This window comes from Ensifer sp. GW823-FHT05D09 (assembly GCF_058795755.1).
On sequence record NZ_JBXAIA010000004.1, the window covers coordinates 357,770 to 373,018 of the forward strand.

Genomic DNA, 15,249 nt, shown 5'->3' on the forward strand with positions numbered 1-15,249 from the left:
AACTTCGTTGTAAAGGGAAAAAATTGGCACTCAGGAAATTGCTGTGCACGATAAGAGCGGTCAAATGCGATACGGCCGGTTCATGACCGGCCGTATCGCATTTTGATCAAGGGCTTAGGCGCCCGAGCGTCTCGTCGAGAGCCTCGAGGAAATAATCACAATCCTTGGCGCTGAATGGCGCCGGTGGCTTCACCTTCAGCACGTTGTGATGCGGCCCCTCGCTGCTCAAGAGTATCCGGTACTTGCGCTTCATTTCGGCAATGATGAAATCAAGCTCGCTTGCCGCCGGCTCCAGCGTCTCGCGGTCACGCACCAGTTCGATGCCGTTGAAGAGACCGTAGCCGCGCACATCGCCGATGATGGCATGGCGCTTGGCCAGCGCCCGGGCGCCCTCCATCAGCCTGATGCCGACGACCTGGCAATGGTGCATCAACCGCTCGTCGCGAATGACGTCGAGCACCGCAAGTCCGATCTCGGCAGAGACCGGATTGCCGCCGAAGGTGTTGAAATACTCCATGCCATTGGCAAAGGATGCGGCAATCGCCTCGGTGGTGACGACGGCCGCCATCGGGTGCCCATTGCCGATCGGCTTGCCCATGGTGACGATATCCGGGACCACCCCTTGCGTCTGGTGCGCCCACATATGGCTGCCGACGCGGCCGAAGCCGACCTGCACTTCGTCGGCAAGGCACAGGCCGCCGGCGGCGCGCACATGGGCATAGGCTTCGCGCAGATAGCCTTCCGGCAATGTCAGCTGCCCGCCCGTTCCCAGAATGCCCTCGCTGAAGAACAGCGCCGGGCGGCGGCCGTTGGCGGCGAGCGCCAGCACCTGGTTGCGTACGTCGTCGGCATATTTGCGGCCGGCGTCCGCATCGCCGTAGCGATAACGGCCGCGATAGAGATCCGGCATTTCCGCGACCTGCACATGTGCCGGACGCCCCTCGCCGCCTTTGCCGGCAAACTTGTAGGGGCTGACGTCGATCATGCTCGACAGATGGCCATGATAGGCATGATCGACGGTGATGACGTCGCGGTTTCCGGTATAGGCGCGCGCCAGTCGGAGCGCCAGATCGTTGGCCTCGCTGCCGGAATTCACGAAGAAGCAGACGTTGAGTGGATCGGGAAACAGCGCGGCGAGCCGCGTCGAATATTCGACCAGCGTATCGTGCAGATAGCGGGAGTTGGTGTTGAGCTTGCCCATCTGCGCCTGCGCCGCCTTGACGACGCGCGGATGGCAATGGCCGACGTGGCAGACATTGTTGACCATGTCGAGCCAACGGGTGCCATCCTCGTCGATCAGATGCGCGCCTTCGCCGCCGCCGATCTTCAGCGGTGCGGCGCTATAGGCGATGCTGAGCGAGCGCCCGATGCGGCGATGACGCTCGCGCACGAGAAAGTCCTTGTCGCGCGCGACGATGACGGCGGCCGGGACCGGTAGACCAAGCACGACGCTCGGATCGGGGCTTATCTCCCGCCAGACCTGCCATTGATCGCGCACGCCGACGCCGAACATGCGCCCCCCAAGCCCGAGATGGTCGGTCACCAGCTGGAAATGCAGATGCGGCGCCCAGTTGCCGTTTTCTTCGGATGCGCCAAGCGCCGCAAAGCTTTCGCCCCTGGCGACAGGCTGGCCGATCGCCAACGTCGCGAGTGTCTCGCGCGACAGATGGCCGTAGAGCGTCCAGAAGATGTCGCCGGTATCGGTGATATGCTCCAAAAGCACAGTCGGGCCGAAACCGAAGGCGACGGCATCGTCGTGAAGGAAGGCGACCTTGCCGGCGAATGGTGCATGCACCGGCTCACCCGCCGGTGCGAAGAGGTCGACGCCGAGATGGATCGAACGGCGTTCATCGGAAATCGCCGTTTCATAGGCGTCGCCCCGATAGATCCCGCGATCCTCGCCATAAACGCCGATGCCGAAATCGGCATTCTGTTCGCGGATAAAGGCCGCGATCCGCGCCTCAGCCGCCTGGGCATCCAGTACCGCCCATTGCTCAACCTCGGAACTGGAGGCGGAGAAATCGAAGACGGCGACTTGCGGCTTTGCGACGGCCGGCTTGACGATGGCCGAGAAATCGTGGGCATTCCGCTCCAGCCAGGCCATGACGTCAGCCGCATGCGCCACCGGCGCAAAGCCGCAGGCGTCACGGATGCGGGCAATAGCGACAGCCCGGTTCTCGCGTTCCAGGCGCTGCAGCTCGCGCCAGACGTCGTCCTGGCTGACAAGCAGGTAGGTGTTTTCAGGATTGTCGCGGATCTGCTTGGCCGCCATGCACATGCTGACGGCGTAGCGTGTGCGAACGAGGTCGAAGATCAGTCCTGCTTCGGTCTCGCTGATTGCATTTACGCTGTGATAGGCGCCGGTGAGTGCGCCGATCGTGCCGACCGCATCCCTGGCGCCGATCAGCGAATAGGCTGCAGCGACGGCAATCTCGACGACGCGCCAGGTCTCGACCATATCGCCGAAATCGAGCAGTCCGCTGACCCGCCCCTCGTTGTCCAGCAGCACGTTATAGTCGTTGGCGTCATTGTGAATGACCTGGCGCGGGCATGCTTCGAGGCTTGGAAGGACGAATGCAGCGAACCGTTCAAGGATCGCGCGCACCGCAGCCTGCTTTTCGTCGCCATCGATCAGGTCCACATGCTGCAGATGAATGTCCGCGCGGCCGATATCCCAAGCATAGACGCGCTTCGTGCCGGCATGGGCAAAGCCTTCAAGGCTTCGATCGAGCCGGCCGAGCAGCTCCCCGAGCGTTTCCGCACTGGCCGGTGTTCTGGACGAAGATTTCGCCCAGATATCGCCTGGGAGCCAGGTGAGCAGCCGAGCGGTACGCTCGCCGCGCACGACGACATTCACCGTCGACACTCCGTTGCGGGCCAGAACCGGCCGCGAGACAGACAGATCAGGCGCCGTTGTCACGAGGTGGCCGAGCACCGCAACCTGCATGCCGAGGTCGTCGGCATCATCAGGCGCATGCAGCTTGAGGAGATACTGCTCGCCGTCTTGCGCGCGGACGCGGTAGTTGAGGTCGTGCTCGCCGGGAAGCGGTGAGACATCCCCTTCAATACCGTAGGCCTCGACGAGCAATGCGCGGATGGCCGCCAGTTCCTGCTCTGCCTTCAAATCATTCTGTGTCATGCCTGCTGCTCGTCCCGTCACCATGAAATCCGTCGTCCGTCGTAGCCGCGGAAGCTGCCGCTATCGGCCATATCCGCCCCATCGATCCTTGCCTTCAATCCGGCTGCACTCGTCGCCACCGGCACCTGGGCCTCGTCGCCGCCCATGTCGGTCTTCACCCAGCCGGGATGCAGCGACAGCACGGTGATGCCATCCTTGCGCAAATCCTGCGCCAGCTTCACCGTTGCCATGTTCAGGGCCGCTTTCGAGCAGCGGTAGGCGTAGTCACCGTCATCATCGTCGAGCGTGCCTTCGGCAAGCGACCCGGCGCGGCTGGAGATGTTGGCGACAACCCGGCTTTCTCCCGCCAGAAGGTTTGCCCGCAGGGCCTGCACCAGCAGCAAGGGAGCGAGCGCGTTGATGCGCATCACCTCGACGAAGTCGCCTCCGTCGAGCGTCGAAAGCCCACCCGTATCGCCGCGGATACCGGCATTGTTGATCAGGACGTCGATCGCCACGCCTTCGAGTGTCCTGCCGAGGGCCGTAATCGACGCGGGGTCGGAGACGTCGAGCGACTGCGTTTCTATACCGCCGTCGACAGACGCCGACCCACGGACGCAGGCAATGACGCGCCAACCGTCGGCCTCATAAAGTGTCGCAAGTTCGCGGCCGAGGCCACGCGAGGCGCCTGTGATCAGGACCGTCCGGCGCTCCCGCTCCCCCAAGCTATCGATGCTTGATGTCATATTTTCTCTCGACCATGTTCACGAGGCTCGCCGCGGCAAGCGTCAGGAAGATGTAGAAGATCGCCGCGGAGTTATAAGGCGCGAACGGCAGGAAGCTCGCCGACTGGAACTCGCGCATGCGCTGGGTGATGTCGCGGATCGACAGGATCGACAGCAGCGAAGTGTCCTTGAGGATGGCGATCAGCTCGTTGCCGAGCGGCGGAATGATGATCCGGAAGGCCTGCGGCAGGATGACAAGCCGCGCCGTCTGCCAGCGATTGAGGCCGATGCTGCGCGCCGCCTCGACCTGGCCGACCGGAATGGCGTTGATGCCGGAGCGGAAGATTTCGGCGAGATAGGCGGAATAGGCAAGCGCCATGGCGACGATGCCGCGCACCAGGTTGGGCGGATCGAGCACGCCCTGCGTGGCGTCCTTCAACGCGCCGCTGAGCGGCAAGCCGACATAGAGCACGATCACCAGCATCGGAATGCCGCGAATGGTATCGACGATGAATTCCGAGCCAATCGCCAGCGGATGGCGCTGATGCAGATAGCCGCCGAAGGTCAAAAGGCCGAGGATGATCGCAAGCACGGCGATGGTGATGCCGGTCGCGCGGTCGCGATCGTTCAGCGCCTCGGTTTTCCAAAGCACCGGGAGATCGGCGGGCGCAGTGGCGGCAGGCAGCAAGGCGGCACTGACGCCTTCGTTCTTCGCGATCGAGGCAAGTGCCTCGGTCGGGCCGACAAAGGTGCGCACCGGCGTCTCCGTCTGCGGCGCGCCGTCATACTGGCCGAAGCGCACGGCGCTGATCAGACCCGCCGGCGTATTGGTGACGATGCCGACCTTGCCTTGAAGCGTGCCGGCGAGCACGTAGGTGTCGCGCGGCTGCAGCAGGAACCATCCGGCCACAAGAGCGAGGACCAGGGTCGCCACGGCGAAGTAGAGACTGGTGCGCACCGTCGAGTGCAATTGCAGGAGGCCGACCCAGACGAGGCCCAGCACCGCGGCCAGAATATAGGCGGCAATCGCCGCGCGGATGGTGGTCGCCACGCCGGCGGCAAAGGCGATATGGGCGAAGAAGAACACGAAGATCAGGCCGGCGCCGTTGACGACGCCGAGGATCCAGCGCCCCACCCGCCGCAACGGGCTGTCGACCGGTTCGTCGGCACGCGCGCCCGCGAAAAACAGTCCAAGGCCGAGAAGGGTCAAAAGCAGGTAGGCTGGAAACAGCCAGCCCTCGACGCCTCGCACCCACAGATCGGCCGCCTCGGTCAGTTGACGTGGCGTCACCCCCTTGACGATCAGCTCCGATTTGAAGGCATCGACGCCGTTTGCCACCACCGAGGCAATGAAGGGATGAATGTTATGCCCAAAGAGCAGGACACCTGCTGCCGCAACATTCAGTACGGCCGCGGCTACCGCCCATTTCGGGCGGCTTGCCTTCGCCCGCGAAAACAGGAGTACGCAAAGCCCCGCCGAGAAGGCAACGGCCAGAGCGAGAAAGCCGGGCACGAACGCCGACGAACCGTTCTCGACGCCAAGAATGGCGCGAAGCGACCGCTGGTAGTCTCCGGAGGACACGAAGAGATAGATGATGAAAGGCAGCGCGGTCAGGATGATGAGATTGCTCGGACGCACGCTTCTCAGGAACGACATTCATTCCTCCGGGGTATCGAATGGAACAGGCTGTGATCCCGGAGCACCTATGGCGCTCCGGGGACATTGCGGACGGTTTACTTCAGGCCCCAGTACTTGTTGACCAGCTGGTCGAGCGTGCCGTCGTCCTTGATCATCTTCAGGCCTTCGTTGAAGGCGGCAATGTTCTCGTCGCCCTTGCGGAAGACCAGGCCAAGCGGATCGGATTCAAGATCCTTGATCGCCACCACCAGTTCGCCGGCAAATTCGCGCTCGTACGCCGCAGCGTTGGCACCATTGATGACGACGCCGTCGACGTCCTTGTTCTTGAGCGCGATGATCGCGGCACTGAACGTGTCATAGGCGGCGACGTTGTCCTTACCGACGACACTCTCCGCCACCTGCGCATCGGTGGTGTTCGCCTGGGCCGACAGCTTCCTGCCGGCGTCCTTGAAGCGTTCGAGCGTGATGTCCTGGTCTTCGACACGCATCAGCACCGCCTGGCTGTTGACGATGTAGGGATCGGAGAAATCCATCGCCTTCTTGCGTTCCTCGGTGATCGAGACGCCCGATGCGACCAGGTCGAAATTGCCCTGATCGAGGGCTGCGAAGATGCCGTCCCAGCCGGTGGTGATGAACTCGGCCTGGCAGTTGATCTTGGCGCAGACCGCATTGACCACATCGACGTCAAAGCCGACGATCTGGCCGGTTGCCGGATCGACGCTTTCCATCGGCGGCGAGGTCGTGTCGGACCCCACCTTGAGCAATTTGCCGCCGAGATCGGCGGCGTGGGACACGCTTGCGGAAAGAGTTGCAAAGGTCAGCGCAATGATCAGTTTTTTCATGGTTCTCCTCCTTGGATGGTAAAAACTCAGGCCAGCCTGCCGCCGAGATTGTCTGGCTGTCGTTCGATCAGCGTTGGCCTGAAAACCTGCCTGAGCGCCTTCGGGTCCTCACCCTCCATGCGTTTCAGCAGGAACTGTCCGAGGGTCCGCCCGAGGACCTCGATCGGTTGGTAGAATGTGGTGATTGGTGGGGTGAAATAGGCGCTGACGTTGATGTCGTCATAGGCGATGACATCGACATCGACGCCCACCTGCCTTCCGAGGCTGCCGAGCCCCGAAAGCACGCCGAGCGTCGTCGATTCGTTGATGCAGACAAAGGCGGTCGGCGGCTCGGCTGCCTGCAGCAGGTCGATCACGCTCTGCCGGCCGAAATGGGTGGAAAGGTCACCTTCGACAATCAGATCGGCAGACGCGGCAATCCCCGCCTCGCGGAAGGCGCGAGCGAAGCCGTCCAACCTGTCCATCGCATAGGAGAACCGGCGTTCTGGATTGACGAGCGCGATGCGGCGATGGCCGCCGGCGATCAGCCGCGCGGTCGCAGCATGGGCCGCCCATTCGTTGTCGATATCGACATGGGCGTAGTCCAGATCCTTGCGGCAACGTCCCATCGAGACGAATGGGAAATGATGATCGACCAGCAGATCGATGCGCGGGTCGTCGGCAAGAATGCCCGAAAAAATCAAGCCGTCGGCAAGCCCCTGATCGACGATGCGGCGAGCGGCTTCAGCACCGTCGGCAGCATCGCGGATGACGTGCACGGACATGCGGTAGTCAGTACCATCAAGTGCCTGACTGACGCCGCTCAAGATCTGCGTATATTCGACACCGTCCCACTCGTAGTCGCGCGCGGCCGTCACCGGCATCAGCACGGCCGCCTGAAAGCTCTTTCCGGTACGAAGCGCCATGCCGCGCGCGTTCGCCTGATAACCGACGTCGCGCGCCGCCTTGAAGATGAGGTCGCGGGTCACGGGCGCAACGACAGGCGATTCCCTGAGCGCTTTTGAGATGGTTGCTATGGAATAGCCGGTGATCTCGGCCAGCGTCTTGATCGTTGGCGCCGGTGCCCGCCGGGTTTTATGCATATGCGCTGCCATGCACCCTCCCAGGCCCTTGGCTCACTCTTCACATATGCGTAACAGCCAATAAAAACGTTTTCAAGAAAAATAAAAACGTTTTTATTTTGACGTGGGGAGAAGTTCTACCGCGCAAGAACGTTCGGTCACAGGGACCGACCATAGACCTGCGCACCAGCGCGAGCGGGACGGTGATTGGTGACGAACAGTGGAGGCAGGCCGCGCGGCGCGCGCCCTGGAACCGCCCCCTCAACCTGATCGTTGGCGCGGCACAACAGATTCGGCGCGCATGAAAAAGGCCGCGCAGCACTCGCTTCGCGGCCTCTTATTGAACAATACCCTGCGCCCTACATGCGCATTCTCAATCCATGTCGTCGCTGTCAGGCGTAACCGCATGGTCGCGATTTCCGTGGATGATCTCGCGCTTGCCGACATGGTTGGCCGCACCCACCAGGCCTTCCTTCTCCATGCGCTCGACGAGCGATGCGGCACGGTTGTAGCCGATCCCCAGACGCCGCTGGATGTAGGAGGTCGAGCACTTCTTGTCGCGCAGCACCACCTTGACGGCCTGGTCGTAGAGTTCGTTGCCGTCCTCCGAGGCGATAGCCGTCTTGTCGAAAACGGCGCCCTGCTCTTCCGCGGGCTCTTCTTCCTCTTCGTCCGCGGTGACGGTTTCAAGGTATTCAGGCCGGCCTTGGGTCTTCAGATGGGCGACGACATGTTCCACTTCCTGGTCCGAAACGAACGGACCATGGACACGGGCAATCCGCCCGCCACCCTGCATGTGCAGCATGTCGCCCTGGCCGAGCAGTTGTTCGGCACCCTGTTCGCCAAGGATGGTGCGGCTGTCGATCTTCGAGGTCACCTGGAAGGAGATGCGGGTCGGGAAGTTGGCCTTGATCGTGCCGGTGATCACATCGACCGAAGGCCGCTGCGTCGCCATGATCAGGTGGATACCGGCAGCACGCGCCATCTGCGCCAACCGCTGGATCGCCCCTTCGATCTCCTTGCCGGCGACCATCATCAGGTCGGCCATCTCGTCGACGATGACGACGATATAGGGCATCGGCGCCAGATCCATTTCCTGCTGCTCGAACAGCGCCTCGCCGGTGCCCTTCTCGAAGCCGGCCGGGACCGTGCACATCACCGGCTCGCCCTTTTCGCGGGCAGCGGCGGCGCGCTGGTTGTAGCCGTCGATGTTGCGAACGCCGAGGCGCGACATCTTGCGATAGCGGTCCTCCATCTCGCGAACGGCCCATTTCAGCGCCATGACGGCCTTTTTCGGATCGGTAACGACAGGCGTCAGCAGGTGCGGAATACCGTCATAGACGGAGAGCTCGAGCATCTTCGGATCGACCATGATCAGGCGGCACTCTTCCGGCTTCAGCCGATAGAGCAGCGACAGGATCATCGTATTGATCGCCACCGACTTGCCCGAACCGGTGGTGCCGGCAACCAGCAGATGCGGCATCTTGGCGAGTTCGGCGATGACGGGCTCACCGCCGATCGTCTTGCCCAGGCACAACGCCAGCTTGCAATTCGTCTTGCGGAAATCGACGGATTCGATCAGCTCGCGGAAATAAACGGTTTCGCGGGTGGCATTCGGCAGTTCGATGCCGATGACGTTGCGACCGGGTACGACGGCGACACGGGCCGACAGCGCCGACATCGAGCGGGCGATGTCATCGGCAAGGTTGATCACGCGCGATGACTTGACGCCGGGTGCCGGCTCGAATTCGTAGAGCGTGACGACGGGCCCCGGGCGGACGTGAATGATCTCGCCGCGCACGCCGAAATCTTCGAGAACGCTTTCGAGAAGTCCGGCATTCTGCTCGAGCTGTTCCTGCGACATGAAGAAGCCTCGCCCTTCCGGCGGCTCTTGCAACAGATCCTGCGACGGGAACTCATAGCCGTCGGCCTGAGAGAAACGCTCGGTGACGCCGATCGGCGGCAGCATCGACGGTGCGCGCGAGACCTGCGCAGGCATGGTGATCGCCGCCTTGGAGACAGTCGTAACCGTACGAACCGGCTCTTCTTCGGGCATCACTGTGGTGATTTCGGCCGGTTCGATGACAACAGGCGGAACCGATGCGATTTCAGACGGCACGATCACGGGTGCTGGCGCATCGCGAACAGGTTCGACCGAGACCGGTTCTACCGGCGCCATCTCCACAGCAGCAGGCATCGATGGGGTAACGGCCGCAGGACGGCATTCGACGACGCGGAAAAGCGACGTGATCGCCGTTGGCGGCATACGCCTGATTTCAACGGCCTTGATGGGGGCCGCGTTCGAAGCCGGTACCGACACGAAGGGAGCGGGCGCAAAGGAGACCGGCGCTGCGGTCTCGACGAAAGGCTTCGGCTGTGCAGTTGCCGCGTCGGCCGGTTCGTCATCCCCGGTGGACGGACCAAATTCGAAGAAGGCGAAGTCAGACAGGAATGACATGCGCGTGTCGGTCGGGCGCTCTGTCGTGGGGTCTGCAGGTTCGGCGATCGCCAGCGGCTCGACGGTTATCGACGGTAGCGTAATCGCCACAGGCGCCTCGTCGACGGTCGGGGCCGGCTGAGTCGCAACATCAGCAATGGCAACTGCATTGGCGGCCTCTGCCTTGGATGCAGACGACCAATGCGGAAGCTGGCTCGTGAGCACGCGCAGCAGCTCGGACGGGCTGTAGGATGGCAGAGCCGGCTCCGGCGCGGGCACGGGCGCAGCGAATCTCACTGGCGCTTCGGCCGGCACAGCAACCTCGACGGTCACCACCTCGTTGGCCATCGGCGCGACCTCGACTGCCGCAATCTCGGCAACGACCGTTTCAACCGGCGCGCAATTTTCTTCGGCTATCGCTTCGCTCTCGCTGTCCGAAGGCGCGCGGCGCTTGGTAAACTCCCGTTCCGGCGTGCGGGTGAAACGGACATTCGGCGCCAGGAAGAAGTGGCTCTCCCACGTCGAATCGCCGTAGTGGCCGGCGATCTCCGACAGGGTCGGCAGCGGCTCGTCGGTCGACGTCGTCACCTGGGCGGGCGCGTAGGCCGTGCCCTGACCATAGAGACGGGCCGCGCGGCCGACATGTGCCGTCGGATCGGATTGCAGGTTGGCGGGTCTGCGAGGCGCGGCAGGCGCCTCGTACAGCTGGTAGGGATCGACGGGTTCCACGTCATGGGTGGGCATATCGCTCAACGCACCGTCCTGCGGATCGTCATAGTAATCCGCCTGGTTTGCATCATGCAAAGCTGCCTGAGAGAAGTTTGTCCTGGGAATACGCATGGGTCCTGGAAGAGCTAGAGACATCGCCGAGGGGCCTGCTAAGCGATAGAAAATGAAGGTTAACAAGTCCCTTCCAAGGGCCGCTCGAAAGACGCCGGGCGCGCCGCGCAACCCGGCAAAACAGCCGCTGAAACGCCCGCAATCCCCATCCCGCCCAAGGGCATCGCGCCATTCTGTCGCTGGCGGCATGGGGTCGAAAATATTTCTTCCGGATCCCCAATCCGGGACGCTCCGGCATGGCGGGGCGAGCCGCTTCAGTCGGAGACGGAGGCCACGACGAATCGGGCCGGCGTGACGAGGTCACGCCGGCCCGAGAATGACCGCCGAAAGTGTGCGACAATACCGAGCGATCAGCTCCGGCGCGCCGCCAGGAAGGCCGCGTGATGCTTGGCCAGCAGCGCGATCGCCTCGTCGACAAAGTCCGGGCTGACATCCGGCGAAAACTCGATCCGGGCGCTCTTTTCGTCCCGCTTCAGCTTGGCAAAGGCCCGGCCGTTTTCGTCCTTGAGCACCTCCGGCTTGGCCGGATCCTGCCTGTCGGCGCGCGACAGCCGCGCGAAGACGAGCTGAAAGCGCCGGTCGCTGTCGGCTTCAAGGAACCGCCTCAGGCTTATCTCTTCCTCAGCCTTCTGCCGTGCCGGCTCGCCCTCAAGCAGAGCCCCGATCGCCATCCAGCGCTCGCGGCCGACCTTGGGCGCCGGACCGATCGCCCGCGCGATTGGCAGTGGAACGCTTTCGGCGACCTGGATCAGCCGCGACAGCTCACTCTTCTGGACGGCAAGCGCGTCGCCGATGACCTTGCGGTCGAAACCGCGCTCGGAAAGGGCAGACGCGAACAGCGCCCGCTCGATGAACGACAGGTTGCGGCGCTCGGCGTTTTCCTTGCCTTGCGCCAGCACGAGTTCGTCATCCGTCAAGGGTCGAACGATGGCCTTGACCTTGATGCCGAGGCTGCGGACGGCGTTCAGCCGGCGGTGGCCATAGGCGGTTTGATAGCGGCCGTGTTTTTCGGGATGCGGGCGCACCAGGATCGGCGACTGCTGGCCGTTCTCGCGAATGCTGTCGCCGAGAGCCAGGAAATCCGGATCGTCCAGTTCGCCGTCGGTCAGGCGGTCGCCGACGAAGGAGGCGTCGACCAGATCGGGATCGAGCTCCACGACCCGTTCGCCCTGATGCAGCGCCTCGCGCAGCGACCGGGCCTCCTCGGCCTCACGCGTGATGCTGCCAAGCGAAAGCCCCATGGCCTTGATGGCGCCCGATGCCGCCCGAGGAGTTTCGGCAGGCGGAGATACGGCTTTCGGGCCTGCCGCCTCGGCCGGCGCGGCCAAATTCTGCTCGGCTGCAGGCGCGGCCGGGGCTACGTTTCCGGAAAAAAGGGCACGCAGTTCGTTCTTGCGGTTGCCAGCCATGTCTCTTAGCGCCCCCAGGCCGCATGAATGAGAGCTTCGATCTCGCCGTTGACGGCATTCAAGGATTCGATCGCGCGGTCGTAGGTGGCGCGCGTGAAATTTTCCCGGCCCACTTCGTAGAGCGTCTGCTTGGTGAGGCCCGCGTCGGAGACGGCAGTCGACTTGACCATCGCCGAAGTCAGGACGCGGTCGCCAAACAGCGAGCGCATGAAACCGACGATCTGCGCCTGCGGACCATCGTTCGGCTCGAAGCGGGTGACGAGATAGCGCAGGAAGTCGAAATTGAGTTCGCCGCCCGCCTCGCGCACGACGCTGAGCAAATCCGAGGTCATGTAGAGGAACTGGTTCATCGACGCGACGTCGAGCATCTGCGGATGCACGGTGACCAGCACCGATGTCGAGGCGCAAAGCGCCGACAGCGTGAGATAGCCGAGCTGCGGCGGGCAGTCGATGACGACGACGTCGTAGTCGTCGGCAACGCTTGCCAGTGCCGCCTGAACCCGCGCGAAGAACAACGGGCCGGCCTCCGAGCCATTGTGGCGGGCGCTGAGCGCCTGCGGTGTCGTATGCTCGAATTCCTGCAGCTCCAGATTGCCGGGCACCAGATCGAGCCCGTCGAAATAGGTCGGGCGGATGATGTCCTTCAGCGGCCGTGCTTCGGCGTCGTAGCGGATTGCGCCATAGAGCGTGTCGTTGCCGGTGAGGTCCAGTTCCGGCTGGTAGCCGAACAGGGCCGAAAGCGACGCCTGCGGGTCGAGGTCGACGGCCAGAACCCGGTGGCCGGTCATGGCGAGATATTGCGCGATATGGACCGACGAGGTGGTCTTGCCGGAGCCGCCCTTGAAGTTGGTGACGGAAATGACCTGCAAGTGTTCACCGCGCTCGCGGTCGCGCCATTTCAGGTAGCTGCGCGCTTTGGCGGCATTGCCCTTGGCAAGCGCCTGCTCGGCGAGGTGGCGGCGGAGCGCGTTGATATCGGAGAGCGAATAGGAACGACGGCCGCCGGTGCCGGTATCGGGCTGCGGCCCCTCGCCTGCGAGCGACAGTTGTCGCAGGTAGCCGTCGGAGACGCCGATCAGCTTGGCGGCCTCGCCGGAGGTGAAGCTGCGAAGGGTCTTCATCGCGGTTGGCGGGAACAGCCGCTCCCGCATCGCCTTCAGCTGTTCGGAAAGGGCACGGGCATCCGCGGCGATTGCTTCATCCGCCGGCTGCCTGGCATGGGAAAGATCCGTCTCGGGTCGCGCTTGTGTTACCGTCATATCCATTCCCGCCGTGCTCCTTGCGTGCCTTCCCGCGTGGTCACGCCGGGGAGGCACTAACAGAGATTTAATTCAGATACGCCTAAATGGCACATATTCACAAATTTCCGTAACAGTGATGCCGGAGACAATGATTCGCGTCAAGGCGTCGGGCCGAATTCGAACGTCCCGGCGCACACAATCCTCTGTTGTTACGAGATGACGGAAACAGGAAAGCCGCCTGCCCGAGGGCGGCGGCTTCATTGGAACATCGCGCGATGGCAATATTGTCAGATGATCAGAGCTTGGGACCGATATGATCCGGGATCGGGCACTGGTAGGGGGTGCCCTCGGTCTTTTCCCGCCACTCCGCCTTTGCCTGCTCAAGCAATCCCGGATCGAGAATGAGATCGAGCCCGGTCGTTGCCAGCGACTTGGCCGCATGGGCGAAAGCCTTGTGCGCCGCCGGGCTCTTGCCCTGCGCTACCACCTGCCAGGTGTGCGGCGCGGTGCCGATCGCCCAGGCAGGCGCCCAGCATTGCGCCGTCGGCGTCACCCAGCTGACATCGCCGACATCGGTCGAACCGGCGCGAAAATGAGACTGGCCCTCGAAATCGCGAAGACCGAGATGGAGACCACTTGATCCATCCATGCGGCTGTTGGCAAAGACGTCGCCTTTGATCTGGTAAAGCCGGATGCTGCTGGCGATCGCCTCCGGCGTCATCGTCTTCTGGATCTCGCGGGCAAACTCGACGTCGCCCTGGTCGAAGGGAACCGGGCCGAGTGCCACCATGTTCTGATGGATAGCCGTTTCCAGCGTGATGTTCGGCAACAGATTGGTGGCGGCGCGATCGAAGACGATCTCGACCTCCGTCTCCGTCATCATCGCAGCGCCCCTGGCGACCTTGTCGATCCGGGCAGCCAGCGCCAGCGCTTCGGGCATTTGCGGCGCGCGCACGAGATAGAGCGCTTCGGCGCGCGCCTGGACGACATTGGCGGCTGTGCCGCCGGCATCGGTGATCGCGTAGTGCACGCGGCAATCCTGCGGCATGTGCTCGCGCAGGAAGTTGACGCCGATGTTCATCAGTTCCAGCGCGTCGAGCGCGCTACGCCCAAGATGGGCGCCGTTTGACGCATGCGCCGCGATCCCCTTGAAACGATAGTAGATTTCGAGAACGGCGAGATTGTTGGTCGAGCGCACGCCGTTGAAAGGTGCCGGATGCCAGGTGAGCGCGGTATCGACATCGGCAAAGGCGCCGGCACGCGCCATGAAGGTCTTGCCCGAGCCGCCCTCTTCGCCAGGGCAGCCATAGTAGCGGACCGTTCCCGGCAGATTGTTTTCGCGGAGATAGCGGGCAAGCGCGACTGCGGCGAGCAGTGACCCGGTACCGAGCAGGTTGTGGCCGCAGCCATGTCCCGTGCCGCCGTTTACGAGCGGCTGCGCCTCGGCGAGACCGGCGACCTGGCTCAACCCCGCAAGCGCGTCGAACTCGCCGAGAAGGGCAATCACCGGGCCGCCCTCGCCGGCCTCGCCGATGAAGGCGGTTTCGATGTCGGCCGTTCCCCTGGAGATGCGAAATCCGTGCTTCTCCAGCATGGCGATCTGCGTTGCCGCAGACTCGTGCTCACGAAAGCTCAACTCGGCATGATCCCAGATCGCATCGCTCATCGCTGCGAATTCGGGCTTCAACTCCTCGACGATCTCGGAAAGAGCGGCGACGACGGATGGCTGGGGCATAGGTATTCCTCTTGCGGACAGCATAGGGGCCGGCCGCATTGGTATTTCTGTCTTCAAGTGGAAGGTGGCGGCACGGATGCCGCCACTGAGAACAGGATCGGATCAGGCGTCGACTTAGAGCGTTTGCGATTTGGAGAAACGCTCTAAGTCTCTGTCTTTACGCATTTCCTGACGGAAAACCGCTCCGCACTTTTCCTGGAAA

The 15,249-nt window shown here is 63.2% G+C and carries 9 protein-coding genes; all 9 read right to left on the reverse strand.

The features are described 5' to 3' along the window. Positions 1 to 106: 106 nt before the first annotated feature. Positions 107 to 3,139 (reverse strand): aminotransferase class III-fold pyridoxal phosphate-dependent enzyme, encoded by a 3,033-nt coding sequence (locus AC1Q80_RS15785; RefSeq protein WP_492361036.1) that lies wholly within the window; start codon positions 3,137 to 3,139, stop codon positions 107 to 109. A 17-nt stretch (positions 3,140 to 3,156) separates the two neighbouring features. After that, positions 3,157 to 3,864, reverse strand: coding sequence for an SDR family oxidoreductase (locus tag AC1Q80_RS15790; protein WP_492361037.1), 708 nt, complete (start codon positions 3,862 to 3,864; stop codon positions 3,157 to 3,159). Further along, complete coding sequence (locus tag AC1Q80_RS15795) at positions 3,845 to 5,500, reverse strand: amino acid ABC transporter permease (RefSeq protein WP_492361038.1); 1,656 nt, start codon at positions 5,498 to 5,500, stop codon at positions 3,845 to 3,847. The genes AC1Q80_RS15790 and AC1Q80_RS15795 overlap by 20 nt, the downstream gene beginning before the upstream one ends. A gap of 77 nt (positions 5,501 to 5,577) precedes the next feature. Further along, positions 5,578 to 6,324 carry a transporter substrate-binding domain-containing protein gene (locus AC1Q80_RS15800; protein ID WP_492361039.1) on the reverse strand — a complete coding sequence of 249 codons (747 nt, stop codon included), beginning with the start codon at positions 6,322 to 6,324 and terminating at the stop codon, positions 5,578 to 5,580. 26 nt (positions 6,325 to 6,350) lie between these two features. Further along, complete coding sequence (locus AC1Q80_RS15805; protein ID WP_234941688.1) at positions 6,351 to 7,418, reverse strand: LacI family transcriptional regulator; 1,068 nt, start codon at positions 7,416 to 7,418, stop codon at positions 6,351 to 6,353. 340 nt (positions 7,419 to 7,758) lie between these two features. Then, complete coding sequence (locus tag AC1Q80_RS15810) at positions 7,759 to 10,662, reverse strand: DNA translocase FtsK (protein ID WP_492361040.1); 2,904 nt, start codon at positions 10,660 to 10,662, stop codon at positions 7,759 to 7,761. Positions 10,663 to 11,012: 350 nt separating this feature from the next. Then, positions 11,013 to 12,071 (reverse strand): plasmid partitioning protein RepB, encoded by a 1,059-nt coding sequence (gene repB / locus AC1Q80_RS15815; RefSeq protein WP_492361041.1) that lies wholly within the window; start codon positions 12,069 to 12,071, stop codon positions 11,013 to 11,015. 5 nt (positions 12,072 to 12,076) lie between these two features. Beyond that, positions 12,077 to 13,330: a plasmid partitioning protein RepA gene (repA, locus tag AC1Q80_RS15820; protein WP_492361042.1), complete on the reverse strand. Its 1,254-nt coding sequence runs from the start codon at positions 13,328 to 13,330 to the stop codon at positions 12,077 to 12,079. 277 nt (positions 13,331 to 13,607) lie between these two features. Further along, positions 13,608 to 15,047 carry a M20 family metallopeptidase gene (locus tag AC1Q80_RS15825; protein ID WP_492361043.1) on the reverse strand — a complete coding sequence of 480 codons (1,440 nt, stop codon included), beginning with the start codon at positions 15,045 to 15,047 and terminating at the stop codon, positions 13,608 to 13,610. Between the last annotated feature and the right edge of the window lie 202 nt (positions 15,048 to 15,249).